Here is a 17,120-nt window from a genome sequence, read left to right as displayed (position 1 = left end):
CCGCGGCAGCGGGCCCGACTGCCGCAAGCCCCCATCGCCGCTGAAGCGGCCCCCACACGAAGCTTCTCATCCTGCGGCAGGACCCGGCGGGTGCGGCTCGGGCAACGCCAGGCGCTCGCCCGGGCGGGCGATGCGATAGCCGCGCGACACCAGCGTGTCGCCGTCGGCGGCGCTGCCGTAGTGGTACAGCGCCATGCGCAGGCGGAACTCCTCGTCGTACTCGCGCTCGAGGTCGTCCACACCGGTATGCGACGGGTTGCCGACCACCCCGCAATCGTGCGCGATGAGCTCGCCGTTCACGCCATGGACGGCCAGCACTTCGGGAATGGGCCGCGTATCGCCGGTGAAGACGAAGCTGCCGCGAAGCGCCAGGCCGTAAGACGTACCGTGCACGTGGTGCCGCGTCGGAAACAGGTTGAACCATTGCTCTTCGTGCCAGAAGCCGCGCGAGCACGGAATGAGATGGAAGGCCTCCCAGTAGTTCACGCCGCCCTCGGCGAGCGCACCGGGATAATCGGCCACCCGCGCCTGCAGCCACGGCAGCAGCGCGGCATGCAGGAAAACCTTCAGGCGCCCACGGCGTGCTTCGTCGAACCACGCGCGCAGGAAAAGGCCTTCCATGCCGGCCACGTGATCCATGTGCGCATGGGTGACATACAGCGCAGGTGGCAGGCTGCCATAGGCCGCCATGTAGCGGTGCAACGTTTCCGGTCCGCAATCGATCAGGAGCACCGGCTTGCCGTCGCGCTCGAGCACGGCGGACGAGGATCCGAGTTCGAGGGCCTGCGAAGAGCCGGCGCCGAGGAAATGCAGGTTCCAGCTCATGCGCGCAGGTTCCGTTCGTAGTGTTCGACCAGTGCGGGCCACCATTCGGCGTCGAAGGTGTCCCCCGCGGCATCCCGCGCGCCAAGCTTCACCAGCGACCGTTTCAGCCGGGCAAGGTTGGCATGGCGCCAACCTGCCGCCGGACGGCGCAGGCGCCCGCGGTCGAAGTCGATGAGGTAGGTGTCGTCACCGTTCACCAGGATGTTGTGGGCGTTGAGATCGGCATGCCACGCGCCCACCCGGTGGAACCGGGCGATGGTGGCACCCACCCTGCCCGCCAGCGCGGCGTTGAACGCACCGTCGGCGAGCCGCTCGGCCAGGGTGGCGGCATCGGGAATGAACGCCGTGATGAGATCGGCTGAATAACGGAGGCCCTGCCGCACGTACCGCGAAGCAATCGGTGCAGGCACCGGCAGTCCCTGCCGCGACAGTTCCGCCAGGAGGCGGAACTCGCGCGCGCTGCGGGTACGGTCGCCCCCCGTGAAGAGATAGCGGTCGCCGAAGATGCGCGCAACCATGCCGCCCCGGCGATAATGCCGAAGCACCGCTTCGCCCGCGGGCGTGTCGATGATCGCCACGCCGCCCCGGCCGCCCGGCTGCGAGCGCAATGCCCCCCGCTCGCGCCAGCGAAGGGGCGAGAACCAGTCGGCGTCGACTTGAGGTACACGGGCCGCGTCGAACAGAATCGTACCGCCCGCGCCCTGCTCCACTCGTTGCTCTGTCATTTGCCGGCCGCCTTCCGCGGCCTCACCCATCCGGTAACCCTTTCGTGCCCAGTCTACCAAGCCGCCCACTCCCGCCGGGAGACTCCAGCCTCTGCATCCTGCGCACCTCGGCCATCGGCGACGTCACCCATGTCGTCCCGCTGGTGCGTACCTTGCAGTCGCAGGTGCCGGAATCGCGGATCACCTGGATCGTCGGAAAGCTGGAACGGCGCCTGGTCGGCGACCTTCCGGGCGTCGAGTTCGTCACGTTCGACAAGGGCGCGGGCCGCGCCGGAATGAAGGCGGTGCGCGAGGCGCTTGCCGGGCGACGGTTCGATGCCCTCCTCCACATGCAGGTGGCCTTGCGCTCGAACCTCCTCAGCCTCGCCGTGAAGGCGGATCGAAGGATAGGCTACGACCGGGCGCGCTCGAAGGACTTGCATGGACTGTTCGTCAACGAGCGAATTCCGGCGCGCAGCGGCGACCACGTGCTGGACGCCATGGCCAGCTTCATCGAGCCGCTGGGGCTGAAGCAGACCGAAGTGCGCTGGGACATCCCCGTGCCCGGCGAGGCCCACGCATGGGCAGCCGAGCAACTCCCGGGCGACGCCCCCACGCTGCTGGTCAGCCCGATGTCCAGCCATACGGTGCGCAACTGGCGCGTGGAACGCTACGCGGCGTTGGTCGACCATGCCATGGCGCGCGGCATGCGCGTGGCCCTCGTGGGCGGCCCCTCGGCGGCGGAGCGCGGATTGGCCGACGCCATCCTGGCGGCCGTGCAGCAGGCACCGCTCGACCTCACCGGCAAGGACACGCTGAAGCGGTTCATGGCCCTGCTCGCCCGCAGTTCGATGATCCTCACGCCGGATTCCGGCCCGATGCACATGGCCAATGCGGCAGGCGTGAAGGTGCTGGGCCTGCACGCGGCGAGCAACCCGCACCGGTCCGGGCCCTACTCCGACCGCCGCTGGTGTGTCGACAAATACGACGAGGCGTCGCGGAAATTCCTGGGCAAGCCCGCCTCGGAGATCCCGTGGGGCACGAAGATCGAGAAGCCCGGCGTGATGGACCTCGTGCAGGTAGACGAGATGATCGACCGCTTCGAGGCGTGCGCGGCGCACTTGCAGCTGCGCTTGAACGGCTAAAAAAACTGTGGGGCCTGCTTCTCTGGGGCCCGCTTCTGTGGGGCCTGCTTCTGTGGGGCCTGCTTCTGTGGGAGCCGCTTCAGCGGCGATCCCGCGGCAGCGGGCAACCTCGCCGCGAGCACCCTTCGCCGCTGAAGCGGCTCCCACATGGTCAAGGCTGCGGAGTCAGGCCTGCGGGGCGCGGTAGTCCTGATAGGACTTCTCTTCGACAAGCGTCGAGCCCAGCTTCACGTTGATCTCACGCTTGATCGCCGCGCGCTCGTCGTTCTCGATGTACACGGAACGGGCGAGCTTGATGAACTCATCGTCGAACGCCTGCGCACGCTCCTTCATGCGGATATCGTCCTCGATATTCCACAGGCGCTGGTTCACCTCCTGCAGGCGGCGCGTTTCGTCGGCGATGTCCACTTTGGACGCCTCATCGTTGCCCCAGGTGGCCTCGAGCAGCTCGAGTTCGTTACGCACGTTGGCCAGCTTGGCCTCGTCCTTGATCTCCTGCAGCTTGATCCGCAGGATCGTGATCTTGTCGATCAGTTCGCCGTAGGAAACGGGGGTCTGGATGAGGCTCATGGCAATCTCCGGTCGGTCAGGCGCGGGAGGTTAGCAGCTTTGGACGCCAGGGATGCTAGAGCGAGACGGCGTCGAAGGTGTCCAGCAGGAGCACCACATTGAGACCCAACACCACCAGGGCCGCCACGACGGCGGCGACGGTGACCGGCACGCGGTTGCGGAACGGCCCCATGAGGTCGCTGCGGCTGGTGAACCAGACAAGCGCGATCATCGGGAACGGCAGCGCGATACTGAGGGCCACCTGGCTCATCACCAGCGCATGCGTGGCGTCCACGCCCGCGATGACGACCGCGAAACTGGGCAGCATCGTGACGGCCCTGCGCAGCCAGAGCGGAATGCGGAACGCCACGAATCCCTGCATGATCATCTGTCCGGCCATCGTGCCCACCACCGAACTGGAGAAGCCCGAGGCGACCAGCGACACGAGGAAGATCGTGGCCGCCGCCCCTCCGAGCAGCGGAACCAGGGTCTGGTACGCCGTTTCGATCTTGGCCACGTCCGGATGGCTGCCGTGGAACGCGCCCGCGGCCATGACCACCATGGCGAGGTTGATCAGGCCCGCCACCGAGAGCGCCAGCACCACTTCGAGGTTGGACAACCGGATGATGCGGCGGCGCTCGTCCGTCGTCTTCGGTCGCGCGCGGCGCTCGGTCAGGCCCGAGTGGAGGAACAGCGCATGCGGCATGACCGTCGCGCCGATGATGCCGACCGCGATGGCGATGGCCGCGCTGTCCGGCAGGTTGGGCACGAAGATCTGCTGTCCGAGGGACTGCCAGCCGACGGGCGCGATGAAGAGCTCCGCCAGGTAGGAAAGGCCCACCACGCCCACCATGGCGCCGATCGCCAGTTCAAGCCGCCGGTATCCTTTGCCTTCGAGCAGGAGCAGCCCATAGGTGACCACCGCCGTGATGCCCATGCCCACGAGCAGCGGCAGGTGGAACAGCAGCGCCAGGCCGATGGCCCCGCCGAGGAATTCGGCAAGGTCGGTGGCCATGGCGGCCAGTTCGCTCACCACCCACATCAGGTACACCAGCGGCTTGGGCAGGCGCTCGCGGCACAGTTCCGCGAGATTGCGGCCGGTAACGATGCCCAGCCGCGCGGAAAGGCTCTGGAAGAGCATGGCCACGAGGTTGGCCAGGACAACCACCCAGAGCAAGCCGTATCCGTAGCGCGCACCCGCCTGGATGTTCGTCGCGAAATTGCCGGGGTCGATATAGGCCACCGAAACGACGATGGCCGGACCCGCGAACGGCAACAGCGCGGAGAGGCCCTGCCGGCGCCCGTCGAGCACCTCGCGCATGGCCGGTTCTTCGTGCCGCTCCGGTGCCACTTTCTGGAGCATGCTCAAGTTCCCGTGGCGGCAGGAACGGCGCCACCTGCAGCCAACATACTACAGGCGCCGTGCGGGCTCAGCCCGCGTGTCGTCGGGGACCTCGGCGGGTGCCGCTTCGATCCGCACCGCGTGCTCGCTGGGTTGGATGGGCTTGCCTCGCGCATCGGCCACGCCGCGGGTCAGCTCCGCGCCCATCAGCACGATGATCGACGAGTAGTACGTCCAGGTAAGCAACACGATGAAGGCCCCTGCCGGTCCATAGGCGCCCCCGACGTTGGCGTACTGGATGTAGAGGCCGATGGCGTATTTGCCCGCGAGGAACAGCACGGTGGTGAGCACCGCGCCGATGAGCGCCTCGCTCCACGAGATGACCGCGTCGGGCAACACCTTGTACATCGCACCGAAGGCCGTGCCGAAGACCAGTACCGAGATGGCGTACTCGGCGACCTTCCACACCATGCCGTCGCCCCGGACCAGTGCCTGGATCAACGCGCTCACGATGAAGGAGATGATCATCATGAAGGCGATGCCGCCCAGCAGGGCGAAGGCGCGTGCCCGCGCACGCAACCATGCACCGACGGCTTCACCCGGCTTCGCCTTCACGCGCCAGACCCGATCAAGGGTGGCCTGCAACTGGGCGAACACCGCCGACGCACCGAAAAAGGTCACCACGATGCCGATGATGCCCGCCAGGTCGCCGAGTTTCGGGTGCGACTTCGCGCTCTCGATCACGACGTTCAGCGCCTGGGCCGCCTTCTCACCCACCACGCCCGCCAGAGCTTCCGAAAGCTCGCCCTGCCACGCCGGATGCAGCATGGACACGAGCCAGACCAAGAGGAGCAACAAGGGTGCGAACGAGAGCGCGGCGTAGAACGACAACGCAGCGGCGCGTGTCATGAGTTCGTCGTCGCTGAAGCCCTCGACGGCCGACACGATCGTCCGCTTGATGCCGCCAAACACGTTCATCGTTCCCATCCGTCCGATCGTTCCGATATGTTCCGCCGCTTTAGCGGATGCCCTCGTCGCGCTTGCGCAGCTTCTCCATCTTTTCCTCGCCCTTCTCGATCTTCTCGTCCCGCTCCTTGTGGACAGGCTGGTCGCCCTCCGCGACATAGTTGTTGTTCCGGTCGCCGGACTGCGGGCGATGCTCGCGCGATTTCTCGTTCATTAGTGACTCCTGTGTGCAGGAAACGTGCACCGGCAGCGGCCGACGCCCTCCCAGCGTCCACGTGGCCGATTCGCCATACCGTCGTGTCCGCGTCATGACGGCGCTCACATAACGACGGAGAGAAAGACCTCAAGTTTGTTCCAACGCTGCCGACTATGAGGACCACCCAAGGTAGGGACCCGGCCATGCCCATCCAACACGCCCGCCACGTCAACCTCCGCGCCGTCCTGACCCAACTCCAGCGCGAAGGGTTCTCCGGATACGACGAACAAGCCCAACATCTCGGTAACGTGTCGGGGCAACAACTGGCCGCCATGGACCAGGGCGCCGTCATCGATGCGGCGTTCGCCGCGCAGGTCGAATGGGCGCTCAACCGCCGCCGGGGCTGGATGGACGAACTGCACGGCGACGATCCGCTGGAAGCTTGAGACTGCATGCGTTCGCATACGCCACCTGCACGCGGGTTGCACGCGGCGTAGGACTCCCGCCGCTACCCGCCTGAACGCTTCCAACGCGTCTAGAAGGCACATTTTCGGCACCTTCACCCGCCGCGCCCATCATCTGTCCCTTGCGAAAGCCAAGGGAGCTTCCATGGACATGTCGGCGGAATGGGTGATCGCCTGGACGGATCTGATCCTGGATTCGGCCGCGCTCGACGAGGCCGCCCGACAGGGCGACCTTGACGAAGTGCGTTTCCGTGCGTGCTCCATCGCCGTGAGGGCAAAGCATTACGGCTTCGACGAGCTCTCGCACAGGGCCATTCAAGTGGTGGAACGGGTGGATGCGAAGGATGAATCGCTGGAGCCCGTGTGTTTGAAGTCGACGGAGCAGATCCTGCGCTTGGTGGATGCCATTACCAGGAATTCCAGGTCCCGCTGAGCCGATGCTTCCAACCAGCATAGGGCGCGACGCTCCTTCAAGCGGACGCCTAAGCGTGCGAAGCTCTGCCTGGCACGGCACGGGCTTCGGAGGAGACTCATGGGGATAGCGCGGGAGTGGAATCTCAGCTGGCAAACGCGGCTGGGGATCGTTTGTTGCGCAGCTGCCTATGTCTTGCTGACCAGGCCTTGGGATGAACCGACGACCTCGCGCGCCTTTGCCAGTTGCGCAGGTGCCTTGTCGTTCCTGATCCTTGCACTTCTCCCCAGGCGGACGCGTTTTTGGATGGCTATCGGTGCGGCGATCATCGTGCCAATCGCGGCCGGCATCATCGTCAATCTCTATCTGCAAAGGTAGAAACGCGTTGGTGCCCGGAGCGGGCTGAGTCGGCATAACCGAGAAAACCTCGCGAAACCCTCTCAACGCATGTGCCGTGAGGCACTCTATGCCCACTCACCGGCCTCCGTGAAAAGTCACTATAAGCCCGCACTAGGCGGGCTCTTCTGCAGACTGGATGAGAGGTGGGTTGCATTACCCACCCCCGGCAGAATGGGTAGTCCCCGCTCGCGCGGCTTAGGACCGGAACAGTTGACCGCGCAGCCCCTCAACGAACGCATTGGCTTCACCACGGACCCACGGCCAGCCCTTAGCAACATTCAAGTCCTGACCTGCTGTGTTCACAACCACGGTGGGCGAGCCCCAGATGAGCAGCGTGCCGAAGAAAATGGCGACCAGCCCGAAGATCACTGCGACCAGGTTTCCTGACCCAAGGCAGCTGACGCCAATGAGGAGCAAGAGGATGCCAACGAAGATTGAGCGGGAGATGTCGAGGCGAACGGAAGTGACATGCTGGAGTGGGATGTCCTGACGGGACCCTCCGCTCAACCAGCTCTTGGCGCGGTAGAACACCAGGCGCTTAGTGGTGACGGTGCCGAACGCATTTTCGATGAAGGTCTGTTCGGTGTTGGAGTTGGCTGTCGGGGTAATGTCGGTCATGTGTCGCTCCTTAGGGCCGAAAGTTGGAAGTAGTCCAACCCCACCTTATCGACACATGTTTCACATTCTTGAGCCTGACAATGGCTTTTTCATATTGACAGTTCCGCGACCGGCTATTCCAAAACTCGAGTTCACTTGAAGTGGCGTTCGACAATGAGGGCCTGGCAGCGCGCCGCAAGCGTCCAGGCCAACCACATGGGAATGGACAGCAGTCCGAGTAGTACGAACATACGAACCCCGCCCCAACCCCAGTCCCAGAGTGATCTGCCATTGCCGACCGCCACGGCTTCAGGAGTCACCTTGTAAACCACCGACGCAATCCACGCGAAAAGCAGAAAGGACATCGCGCCAAGGATCAGCAGCCATGTCGAGGGAAGATCGGAGAACGCGCGCTTCTTACCTGGGACATTGCCCCTGAGAGCGCTCGGCTTCGCCTGTGAGTTGGACTTGGAAGCGGGTAAAGTTGATCGGGGACGACGCATCGCCATGGAGGCTCCGAGGTTAGAGGGCGCCCGAGGGTGCCATCAAAGAGCCGAGATCGAAACACTGCAAGGAATGCCGTCGACGTCTGTGCTTTGGCACTTTCTCCGCGACGTGTTGGCCCATTCGTCCATTTTTTGCAAGGCGACCTCGTCCACGCGGAACGATCAAGCGGAAGTAGAAAATGCCGGACGTATGCCGAAGCAAACGGTGCGGTAAGCGCATATGCTTCTGACCCACACCGATGCCGTAACGGAAAACGCCCAGCAACCTTGCGGTGTCTGGGCGTTCAACGACTTGTATCAAGTGGCGGAGAGGGTGGGATTCGAACCCACGGTACGCTTACACGTACGCCTGATTTCGAGTCAGGTACATTCGACCACTCTGCCACCTCTCCGGGAACGGTCGACGGCAGGGTTTGAGCCCGGCCGGGCCCGCAATCATAGTGGGTCTTCCGTGCCGTGACAACAGGGTTTCGATGCGGCATCCTGCCGGGGCATCCGGCGCCCGTGGCGCCCTTCCCCATGCACTTTCCAAGGCGCACATGATCGAGTTCGGACACGGCACGCATACGGGGCTTCGCCGCACACGCAACGAGGACACCTATTACGCCGACGCCGGGCTCGGGCTGTTCCTGGTGGTGGACGGCATGGGTGGGCATCGCCACGGCGAAGTGGCCTCCGCCACGGCGCGAGACGGCGTGGTGGCCCAGGTGGCCGCCGGGCAGTCACTGGTGGACGCCATCCAGCGGGTGAACGAGGCCCTGATCGCGCGCTCCAGCGGGCTGTCGGAATCGCGGCCGATGGGCACCACCATCGCCGCCGTGCGGATCGCCGGGCGGCACTACGAGGCCGCCTGGGTCGGCGACAGCCGCATCTATCGATGGGACGGCGCGTTGCAGCGCCTTTCCCATGACCATTCGATCGTGGAGGCACTGGTCGAGACCGGCGAGCTCACCGAGCAGCAGGCGCGCATCCACCCGCAGCGCAGCGTGCTGACCCAGGCGCTGGGCATCACCTCGCCGGATCAGCTGCACATCGGGCTGGCGCGCGGCGAGCTCACGGACGGTGCGCGGCTGCTGCTGTGCACGGACGGCCTGACCGACGAAGTGGACGACCGACGCATCGGCGAGATCGTCGCGCGCACCGACATCGCGGCGCAGGAGTGCGTGGACCACCTGCTGCTGGAAGCACTTGGTGGCCAGGGGCGGGACAACATCACGGCGATCCTGCTGCGCGCCGCCGGGTAATACGCATCGATGCTTAGCGCGCCTTGCTGGTGAAATGAGGCCCTGAGGCCTCTTTGCCGGGCCAAATGCGTTTGTGACTACCAACGCACCCTGCGCTGGCAATCGCTAGAAAATTCAGAATTCCTCTATTCAAGGAAGATCCCGTGACGTCTATCGTTGCCCGTCATTAACGATGGACACGAACGATGAATGCAAGCCGGTATTCCGCCGAGCGCGGGTGGCCCGCTATCCTGACAGGCATACGAAGCCACCTTCGGCTGGAGTTCAACGGCGGATATCTCAGGATGCCGGGTTTTGGGAAGTCTTACCCAGCCGTCTCGGGACGCCTGACGCCAGATGGCTTCAGGTACTCCATTGACCGTCAGCGTCTGAGCAATGAAGGTCCCATCCCCGAAGGGGTTTACTGGGTGGCGCCCGCAGAACTGTGGTCAAACGCCTGGTATCGACCGGCGTCCCGATCCGCGTGGGGAAATCATCGCCTTAGCATCCACCCCTTCCCAGATACTGAAACCCATGGACGTGGCGGATTCTTCATCCATGGCGGCACCACACCTGGAAGCGCCGGATGCATCGATTTGTGGGCTCACATGGATCGATTTGCGAAAGACCTGAAGGAAAAGGTCAATGGCAGGGAAAACATCTATTGCATCCTGACAGTGGACTACAACTTGCCGCACCGATCATGAAGAAGCTGTCTGTTGCTTTGTTGACTCTCGGTATCGTCCTGGTCGTCGCCATCCTGAATGCCGAGGTCTATAGCGAGTATTTCGGTGACGGACCGCCATACTTCGGAAGAACGACGAATATGGACAAATGGAGCAACCCTCTGCCCCTTCTTGCGCTATTTGACGCAGCCGCTCTCGTCGGATGCTGGCTCGCGTGGCGCTGGGTGAATAAAAGCCGCCGTTGAACAGGGCACCCAGATGCGCACTCGCGTGGCCCCGATACGCGCCGGGGCCCCGCGGTGAGGTTCAGTGGACGGTTTCGGATTCCAGCCGGCGCCAGATGCTCTGGCCGCCCGCGGCCTTGTCGATGGCGTCGAGGCGTTGCGTGTGCAGCGCCAGTTCCTCGTCCGTGGCGCGCAGCACGATCGGGCGGCGGGTGATGACGATTTCGCCGAGCGCGTTCGCGCCGCGATCGTCGGCCGATGCGTCGAAGGCGAAGTCCAGGGCCACCTGCCCCGATGTCATGGCGATATAGACGTCCGCTAGCAGCTGGGCGTCGAGCAGGCCGCCGTGCAGGTCGCGATGCGTGTTGTCCACGCCGAGGCGCTTGCACAGCGCATCGAGACTGTTGCGCTGGCCGGGGTACATCGTGCGCGCCATCAACAGCGTGTCGAGCACGGTCGCATGGTCGGTGACCTGACCGTAATGCGCGCCCGCCAGTTTCAGCTCGGCGTTGATGAAGCCCACGTCGAACGCCGCGTTGTGGATAATGAGTTCCGCGCCACGGATGAAGTCGAGGAACTCGTCCACCTTGTCGCGGAAGAGCGGCTTGTCGAGCAGGAACTCGTCCTCGATGCCGGTGACCTGGCGCGCGCCTTCGTCGATGGCGCGTTCGGGATTGAGATAGGTGTGGAACGTGCGCCCGGTCGGACGGCGTCCGATCATTTCGACCGCGCCGATTTCGATGATGCGATGACCGAGGTGCGCTTCGAGGCCCGTGGTTTCCGTATCGAGCACGATCTGCCTCATGCCACCTTTCCTTTCGCCTTGTAGATGATGGCCTGGTCGCGCGCGGCGACGTCGACCCGCTCGTTCTCCACGTGGCCGTTGTGGCCCTTCACCCATTCCCAGGTGACGGTGTGTGCGGCGGCGGCGGCGTCCAGGCGGATCCAGAGGTCCTGGTTCTTCACCGGCTTCTTGTCGGCGGTTTTCCAGCCGTTGCGGCGCCACTTCGGCACCCATTCCTGCACGCCCTGCATCACGTACTTCGAGTCCGTCATCAGATGCACGTTGCAGCGGCGGGTGAGCGCTTCCAGCGCGGAGATGGCCGCCATCATTTCCATGCGGTTATTCGTGGTGTCGGCTTCGCCGCCGGAAAGCATCTTCTCGATGCCCTTCGCTCGGAGCAGCGCGGCCCAGCCACCGGGACCGGGATTGCCGAGGCAGGCGCCATCGGTGAACGCTTCAACGGTTTCTGTCATGACTTACTTCAGGTGATCGATTCGCGGGCGTTGCGACGCGCTCCGGAGGCCAGCGTCCCTGGAATGGGCGCGGGCACGGCAGCGGCACGGGGGCGCAAGGGTACCGCCGCCGGACGTTTTTTGCGCGCCACCAGCAGATAACCGCCGCCCACCAGCGATTCGCCGACGGCAGCACCGCCCGCGCGCGGCCAGGCACTGCCCAGCCGGCGCGGCATCGACAGTTCGAATTCGTCGCGCACCAGGCGCTGGCTCCACCACCAGGGCCAGGTGAGGCGCGGGCGGACGCCGCGGCTCTGTTTCGCCACCCACGGCGACCAGAGGCCCACGGGATGGATGCCGGTGATCGCCAGCATGCCGCCCGGCGCCAGCACGCGGATGGCCTCGTCCAGGAGGTTGTCCTGCCGGGCCGTGGTCTCGAGTGCATGGCGCAGGAGAACGACACCGAAGGCCTCGTCCGTGAACGGGAGCGCCTCCAGGCCACTCGCCCTGACATCGCCCCCCAGGGCCGCACCGGACACGCGGAGCGTGGCCCAGTGCCCAAGCAGCGGAATGGCGGGCGGCTCGCCTTGGGCGGCGGCGGTGAGGTGCAAGCCGTGCTCGCCCGTGCACCGCGCCAGCATTGGCGCGAGCACGCGCGTCTCATCCGCCAGGAGCTTGCCGACCTGCGGCGTGGCGTAAATGTCCGGGGTGAACTGGGCCATGGGCTAGCAGTCTACTGGGGTTGGACGGCTCGTAGATGGTTAATGAGATTCTAACGAGCGAGATATACCCGGCTGATATAGTCCGGCCGCCCCGCCCGGTTTGCACCCTTTCCCGGCGGCCATTCCTTGGGTGTTCGCGCCCTATCGACGTAACGGAGTCACCCCGATGCATTGGGTCCCCGTCGCGGCCTTGAGCGACAACTACATCTGGCTGGTCGCCGACGACGAGGGCAACGCCTTCGTCGTGGATCCCGGTGAAGCCGCCCCCGTCGAAGCTGCGCTGGCCAAGCGCGGCTGGCGGCTGACGGCCATCCTGCTGACGCACCACCACAACGACCACATCGGCGGCGTGTTCGATCTGGTGCGGGATCACGATGTCGAGGTGATCGCGCCCCTCGACACGCGCATCCCGTACAAGACCCAGATCGTCGCCGACGGCGACACGGTCACCCTGGATGCTCCCAAGGCGTCGTTCAAGGTCATCGGCGTGCCCGGCCACACCAGCACGCACATCGCCTACGCCGGCGAAGGCTTCCTGTTCTGCGGCGACACGCTCTTCAGCGTCGGCTGCGGCCGCCTCTTCGAGGGCACGCCGGAGCAGATGCTCGCCTCCCTCGACCGCTTCGCCGACCTTCCGCCCGACACGCTGGTGTGCTGCGCGCACGAATACACCGCGGCGAACATCCGCTTCGCGCTGAGTGTCGAGCCCGAAAATGTGAACCTGCACCGCCGTGCCGACGAAGTGGCCCGGCTTCGCGAGGAAGGCAAGCCAAGCGTTCCGACACGCCTCTCCGACGAGTACGCCAGCAACCCGTTCCTGCGTGTGGACAGCGATGCCATCGCCCACTGGGTCCGCGCCCGTGGCAATGAGCACGCCACGCGAGTGGAGCGCTTCGCCGCGTTGCGGCAGGCCAAGGACACGTTTACCGCATGAACGCATTTCACCGTCGTCTCCTGCCCACCCTGATTCCCCTCTTCCTGACCGCATGCGCGGGCAGCGTGCCCAAGCCGGTACCGCAACCGCCCGTCGCGACGGTCGCACCCGTGGCTCCGGTGGAGGACGTGGCGGTAGCGCCGAACTTGCTGCGACCGGCGCAACCCGCCGACTTCTGGTCGGGCATGCGCGACAGCTTCGCACTGCCCGGCTGCGACGCCGATCCACAGGTGCTCGCGTGGGCACGCGCTTATACGAAGCAACCGAACCGCTTCGAGCAGAATGTGAACGAAGTGCTCCCGCTGATCGTGTATGCACACAAGGCCGCGGTGAAGCACAACGTGGCAGGCGAATTCGCGCTGCTGCCGTGGGTGGAAAGCCAGTACCGCCATGTGCCGGCCCGCAAGAACCGCCCGGCGGGCATGTGGCAGATCATGCCGCAGACCGCCCGCACGCTGGGCCTGCGCGTGGACAAGAATTACGACGAACGGCTCGACATCGCGAAGTCCACCGACTCCGTCATGAACATGATGCGCCGCTACTACGACGACCTGGGCGATTGGCGCCTGGTAGACGTCGCGTACAACGCGGGCGAGTTCGGGCTGAAGAAGAAGCTCGACAAGCACGGTGGCCCCACGAGCGACGAGGGCCTTCCCGATGTACCGATGAAGGCCGGCACCAGGGAGCACCTGGTGAAGCTCATGGCCATCGCATGCATCGTGCGCGACCCCGCGCGCTTCAATGTGTCGCTGCCGAAGCGCGACACCGAAGACGCCCTGCAGGTCGTGCAGGTGTCCAGCCCGCAGTCGCTCGCACAGGCGGCGAAACAGTCGGGTTTGTCGATGGACGACCTGCGCGACTTCAACCCCGCGTACCGCACGGCCAAGGGCACGATCAGTTCGAGCCTGCTGTTACCGAAATCCGCGGCGGACCAGTACAAGCTCGGCCCGGTCGCGTCGGCCGATACACCCGATGCCGTCGCCGAGGTCGCCGACGAAGCGGTCGCCTCGCTGCCTGCCGCCGCCGCCGAGTCGCGTGACAAGGGCAAGGGCACGAGTAAGAACAAGGGCAGCATCGCCAAGGCGCCGAAGAAGTCCGCGAAGAGCGCCGCGCGCGACGAGTCGCAGATCGTCTTCCACAAGGTGAACAACGGCGAATCGCTGTGGTCGATCGCGCGCCGTCACCAGGTGAGCGTCGAACAGCTGATGAAGTGGAACGACCTGCGGACGCAGGCGGTGAAGCCGGGACAGGTGCTGAAGCTCTCCGCTTCCCGCTGATCGCGTAAACGGCCGGGCCGCACGCTCGTGCGGCCCGGTATCGCGGATGCCGGCGCTTAAAGCTGCACCACGTCCCACTGCACGTCGGGGTTCACGTCGGCGTCGTAATCGACACCCTTCGCCTCGAACCCGAACAGCTTGATGAAGTCGTGCTTGTAGCCGGCGTAGTCGGTGACCTGCCAGAGGTTTTCCGTGGTGACGGTGGGCCACAGCGCCTTGCATTCGCCCTGCACGTCGTCGCGAAGTTCCCAGTCGTCGAGGCGCAGGCGCCCTTCCGCATCGGTCTCCGCCGCCTTTCCGTCCGCGCGGTACAGGCGGTCGTGGAACAGACGGTTGATCTGCTCGATAGTGCCTTCGTGGATGCCCTTCGCCTTCATGATCTTGAACACCATGGAGACATAGAGCGGAATGACCGGGATGGCCGAGCTGGCCTGGGTGACCACCGACTTCATCACGCCCACGTAGGAACGCAGGCCCTTGGCGGCGTGACGCACGCCGAGCTCCTTTGCCGTGCGATCGAGGTGCTGCTTGGCCTGGCCGAGCGTGCCGTGCCAGTAGATGGGCCAGGTAATCTCGGTGCCCACGTAGCTATAGGCGATGGTGGTGGCGTTGTCCGCGAGCACGCCGGCTTCGCTCAGCGCGTCGATCCACAGCGCCCAGTCTTCGCCGCCCATGACGGTAACGGTGTCCTTGATCTCCTGCTCCGTCGCAGGCTCCACCGTGGCCTGCACCACGGCGTCCTTGTTCGTGTCGACGGACGACGCGGTGAACGTCTCGCCGATGGTCTTCAGTGCCGAACGAACCACTTCGCCGGTCTTCGGCAGTTTGCGCACGGGCGACGCCAGCGAATAGACGACGAGGTCGACCTTGCCGCCCATCTCGTTACGGATGATGTCGATGGCGCGGGCGCGCGTCTGGTCGGCGAAGGCATCGCCGTTGATCGAGCGGCTGAAGAGGCCACCCTCGCGCGCAAGCCTGTCGAAGGCGGCCGAGTTGTACCAGCCGGCCGTGCCCGTCTTCGTTTCGCTCGACGGCTTCTCGAAGAACACGCCGAGCGTGGCGGCACCGTGGCCGAAGGCGGCCGTGATGCGCGACGCAAGGCCATAACCCGTGGACGCGCCGATGACGAGCACGCTCTTCGGACCGTCGGCGAACGCGCCGCTGGCCTTGGTGATGGCGATCTGTTCTTCGACGTTCTTCGCGCAGCCCACCGGATGAGCGGTGGTGCAGATGAAGCCACGGACCTTGGGTTGGATGATCACGGATAGTTCCTTCGACGCGTCAAGGCCGCCATTGTAATCGCTGCGCCCTTCCATGCGCTTCCGCATGTTCCGGACCGCGCGAGTCGATACGGCGATTCGCTGGAAGGTTGCATCGCCGGCATGCGTCATTGCATGAATTGCGAACCGTGTCACCAATCGCGCACCTCTGTCCCCATTACCCCCGTTTGGGGGAGCAATAACCAAGGGGAGGCATGCGTTACTAATGGCTTATCGAATCCCCAATCGAGATGGACGCGGCCCTGTTTTATCGCACGGCGCTCCACGGTATTAATCCCCCAAAATGCCAAGAACAAAAATTCCCATAAGATCGGGATGCACACTCCTGCTGCTTTCGTTCGCCCAGTGGGCCTGGTCGATGGACGCCCATGGCATGGTCGACGACATGCTGCGCGAGGCAAACGCGCGGGTCGCCCGCGGCGAGCCTCCTGACGCCGTGGAGAAGTCCCTGCGCGAAGGTATGGAGCGCCAAGGTGTGGCGACACAGGGCGAACCACCGGCGTGGGACGTGTTCGCTCGGGCCCGGTGGCGCCAAGAGGAAGCGCCTCCGGCCGAAAAGCCGGATCCCAACCAGCACGTATCGGCGACTCCCCAGGCCTCATTCGTTACCAGCGTCAATCAGACAACCCAATAGCCGTGGTATGCGGGTCCATGGAAGGACCCTGATCAGCGGGAATTACCGATTTCCATTCACCCGGACAGGCCCCTGGATAGGGGTCAAGAAAGCCTATTGCCGATCGACAGGAAAATGCAGTGATACACGCCAATAAATCGACTTATTCCCTTGACCGCAGCGCTCTCATTTCCACATTAATGGGATTGGCGATAGTCGCTTTCATAATGCTGTGCCCGAACCTGGCACTGGCCCAGGACCTGGGATCCCTTACCACCAAGTCGAACAGCGCGGTGAACTGGATCAAGACCGCCGTGCACGCGATCCTCGTGGTGTCCGTGATCGGGTCCGGTGTCCTGGCCGCCTTCGGCCGCATGTCATGGGCCACGGTGGGACAGGTCATCATCGGTGCGGTAGTGGCCGGTCTGGCGACCGAGGTGGTCGACGCTCTCTATGGATCGGGGGGCTGATCGTGGCCGATCTCCGCAGCGACCCCCTCTTCGGCGGCCTGACCCGCCCGGCCACCCTGTTCGGCCTGCCCGTGGACGCGCTGATCTTCATCGTCGGCAGCAGCGCGGTGAGCTTCCTTGTCGCGAACCTGATCCAGCTCGACGTGACGTGGAAAATCGCCGCGCTGGGCATGGGCATCGTGCTTTACGGGCTCGCGCGACTGGTATGCGCACGCGATCCGCGTGCGTTCCGCTACCTCTCCCTGCAACTCACCACCAAGGCGACGCACAGGGACCGCGCCTACTGGCGCAGCGGTTCCTATGCCGCCCTGCCCACCCGCTCGCGGCGCTGAAGACATGTTGTCGCCGAA

At 64.8% G+C, this 17,120-nt stretch carries 22 protein-coding genes, 1 tRNA gene and 1 pseudogene; 11 read left to right on the top strand and 13 right to left on the bottom strand.

Annotated features, from left to right (window positions below; all coding sequences use genetic code 11):
• Positions 1-66 precede the first annotated feature (66 nt).
• Positions 67-825 (bottom strand): MBL fold metallo-hydrolase, encoded by a 759-nt coding sequence (locus ACPYOD_RS14160; RefSeq protein WP_481302367.1) that lies wholly within the window; start codon positions 823-825, stop codon positions 67-69.
• On the bottom strand, positions 822-1,550 hold the full coding sequence (locus tag ACPYOD_RS14155; protein ID WP_481302366.1) for a 3-deoxy-D-manno-octulosonic acid kinase: 729 nt from the start codon (positions 1,548-1,550) through the stop codon (positions 822-824). Before ACPYOD_RS14155 ends, ACPYOD_RS14160 begins: the two co-directional genes overlap by 4 nt.
• Positions 1,551-1,594: 44 nt before the next feature.
• On the opposite strand from ACPYOD_RS14155, the gene ACPYOD_RS14150 reads away from it, so the two are divergent.
• Positions 1,595-2,674 carry a glycosyltransferase family 9 protein gene (locus tag ACPYOD_RS14150; RefSeq protein ID WP_481302365.1) on the top strand — a complete coding sequence of 360 codons (1,080 nt, stop codon included), beginning with the start codon at positions 1,595-1,597 and terminating at the stop codon, positions 2,672-2,674.
• Positions 2,675-2,839: 165 nt separating this feature from the next.
• On the opposite strand, the gene ACPYOD_RS14145 is transcribed toward ACPYOD_RS14150, so the two are convergent.
• From ACPYOD_RS14145 to ACPYOD_RS14130, 4 genes are read right to left on the bottom strand one after another with little or no spacing between them, the layout of a single operon-like run.
• A complete protein-coding gene (locus tag ACPYOD_RS14145) occupies positions 2,840-3,244 on the bottom strand; it encodes a DUF6165 family protein (protein WP_481302364.1) in 405 nt (134 codons plus the stop codon).
• 55 nt (positions 3,245-3,299) lie between these two features.
• Entirely contained in the window at positions 3,300-4,586 is a 1,287-nt protein-coding gene (locus tag ACPYOD_RS14140; RefSeq protein ID WP_481302363.1) for an Nramp family divalent metal transporter, read from the bottom strand.
• 48 nt (positions 4,587-4,634) lie between these two features.
• Positions 4,635-5,543, bottom strand: a complete 909-nt coding sequence (locus ACPYOD_RS14135; protein WP_481302362.1) for a YihY/virulence factor BrkB family protein — start codon at positions 5,541-5,543, stop codon at positions 4,635-4,637.
• A gap of 40 nt (positions 5,544-5,583) precedes the next feature.
• A complete protein-coding gene (locus tag ACPYOD_RS14130; protein ID WP_481302361.1) occupies positions 5,584-5,745 on the bottom strand; it encodes a hypothetical protein in 162 nt (53 codons plus the stop codon).
• 185 nt (positions 5,746-5,930) lie between these two features.
• Here ACPYOD_RS14130 and ACPYOD_RS14125 point away from each other — a divergent pair, with 185 nt between their 5' ends.
• Positions 5,931-6,173 carry a hypothetical protein gene (locus ACPYOD_RS14125; RefSeq protein WP_481302360.1) on the top strand — a complete coding sequence of 81 codons (243 nt, stop codon included), beginning with the start codon at positions 5,931-5,933 and terminating at the stop codon, positions 6,171-6,173.
• A 163-nt stretch (positions 6,174-6,336) separates the two neighbouring features.
• Positions 6,337-6,624, top strand: coding sequence for a hypothetical protein (locus ACPYOD_RS14120; protein WP_481302359.1), 288 nt, complete (start codon positions 6,337-6,339; stop codon positions 6,622-6,624).
• Between the two features lie 573 nt (positions 6,625-7,197).
• Here ACPYOD_RS14120 and ACPYOD_RS14115 read toward each other — a convergent pair.
• The 3 genes from ACPYOD_RS14115 to ACPYOD_RS14105 form a co-directional block, all read right to left on the bottom strand.
• Entirely contained in the window at positions 7,198-7,620 is a 423-nt protein-coding gene (locus ACPYOD_RS14115) for a hypothetical protein (protein WP_481302358.1), read from the bottom strand.
• A 131-nt stretch (positions 7,621-7,751) separates the two neighbouring features.
• Positions 7,752-8,108 (bottom strand): hypothetical protein, encoded by a 357-nt coding sequence (locus ACPYOD_RS14110; RefSeq protein WP_481302357.1) that lies wholly within the window; start codon positions 8,106-8,108, stop codon positions 7,752-7,754.
• Positions 8,109-8,407: 299 nt separating this feature from the next.
• A tRNA-Ser gene (locus ACPYOD_RS14105) sits at positions 8,408-8,497 on the bottom strand.
• Between the two features lie 147 nt (positions 8,498-8,644).
• Here ACPYOD_RS14105 and ACPYOD_RS14100 point away from each other — a divergent pair.
• From ACPYOD_RS14100 to ACPYOD_RS14090, 3 genes and pseudogenes are all read left to right on the top strand, one after another.
• Positions 8,645-9,349 (top strand): PP2C family protein-serine/threonine phosphatase, encoded by a 705-nt coding sequence (locus ACPYOD_RS14100; RefSeq protein WP_481302356.1) that lies wholly within the window; start codon positions 8,645-8,647, stop codon positions 9,347-9,349.
• A 185-nt stretch (positions 9,350-9,534) separates the two neighbouring features.
• Positions 9,535-9,906: pseudogene (locus ACPYOD_RS14095) on the top strand (hypothetical protein); the annotation flags it as partial.
• An 8-nt stretch (positions 9,907-9,914) separates the two neighbouring features.
• Entirely contained in the window at positions 9,915-10,259 is a 345-nt protein-coding gene (locus ACPYOD_RS14090; protein WP_481302368.1) for a hypothetical protein, read from the top strand.
• 61 nt (positions 10,260-10,320) lie between these two features.
• Here the strand turns inward: ACPYOD_RS14090 and dnaQ are convergent, their stop codons facing one another.
• The 3 genes from dnaQ to ACPYOD_RS14075 are packed head-to-tail and all read right to left on the bottom strand — an operon-like array spanning position 10,321 to position 12,196.
• Complete coding sequence (gene dnaQ, locus ACPYOD_RS14085; RefSeq protein ID WP_481302355.1) at positions 10,321-11,043, bottom strand: DNA polymerase III subunit epsilon; 723 nt, start codon at positions 11,041-11,043, stop codon at positions 10,321-10,323.
• Complete coding sequence (gene rnhA, locus ACPYOD_RS14080) at positions 11,040-11,495, bottom strand: ribonuclease HI (RefSeq protein WP_481302354.1); 456 nt, start codon at positions 11,493-11,495, stop codon at positions 11,040-11,042. The genes dnaQ and rnhA overlap by 4 nt, the downstream gene beginning before the upstream one ends.
• 8 nt (positions 11,496-11,503) lie before the next feature.
• Positions 11,504-12,196 (bottom strand): methyltransferase domain-containing protein, encoded by a 693-nt coding sequence (locus ACPYOD_RS14075; RefSeq protein ID WP_481302353.1) that lies wholly within the window; start codon positions 12,194-12,196, stop codon positions 11,504-11,506.
• Between the two features lie 166 nt (positions 12,197-12,362).
• On the opposite strand from ACPYOD_RS14075, the gene gloB reads away from it, so the two are divergent.
• Together gloB and ACPYOD_RS14065 are read left to right on the top strand one after the other, a co-directional pair.
• Entirely contained in the window at positions 12,363-13,130 is a 768-nt protein-coding gene (gloB, locus tag ACPYOD_RS14070) for a hydroxyacylglutathione hydrolase (RefSeq protein ID WP_481302352.1), read from the top strand.
• Entirely contained in the window at positions 13,127-14,407 is a 1,281-nt protein-coding gene (locus ACPYOD_RS14065) for a transglycosylase SLT domain-containing protein (protein ID WP_481302351.1), read from the top strand. The genes gloB and ACPYOD_RS14065 overlap by 4 nt, the downstream gene beginning before the upstream one ends.
• 56 nt (positions 14,408-14,463) lie before the next feature.
• Here ACPYOD_RS14065 and fabV read toward each other — a convergent pair whose 3' ends face one another.
• Positions 14,464-15,669 carry an enoyl-ACP reductase FabV gene (fabV, locus tag ACPYOD_RS14060; protein ID WP_481302350.1) on the bottom strand — a complete coding sequence of 402 codons (1,206 nt, stop codon included), beginning with the start codon at positions 15,667-15,669 and terminating at the stop codon, positions 14,464-14,466.
• Positions 15,670-16,060: 391 nt separating this feature from the next.
• Between fabV and ACPYOD_RS14055 the strand changes: the two genes are divergently transcribed.
• The 3 genes from ACPYOD_RS14055 to ACPYOD_RS14045 all read left to right on the top strand — a co-directional run bounded on the left by ACPYOD_RS14055 (position 16,061) and on the right by ACPYOD_RS14045 (position 17,102).
• Positions 16,061-16,321, top strand: a complete 261-nt coding sequence (locus ACPYOD_RS14055) for a hypothetical protein (RefSeq protein ID WP_481302349.1) — start codon at positions 16,061-16,063, stop codon at positions 16,319-16,321.
• 119 nt (positions 16,322-16,440) lie between these two features.
• The gene (locus ACPYOD_RS14050; protein ID WP_481302348.1) at positions 16,441-16,770 is read left to right on the top strand and encodes a TrbC/VirB2 family protein; all 330 of its coding nucleotides are present in this window, start codon (positions 16,441-16,443) and stop codon (positions 16,768-16,770) included.
• A gap of 2 nt (positions 16,771-16,772) precedes the next feature.
• Entirely contained in the window at positions 16,773-17,102 is a 330-nt protein-coding gene (locus ACPYOD_RS14045) for a VirB3 family type IV secretion system protein (protein WP_481302347.1), read from the top strand.
• Positions 17,103-17,120 lie beyond the last annotated feature (18 nt).

Source organism: Luteibacter sp. HAY1-4A, assembly GCF_056755355.1.
Note: the sequence above shows the minus strand (reverse complement) of the source record. Positions and strands in the feature narration are given on the sequence as shown.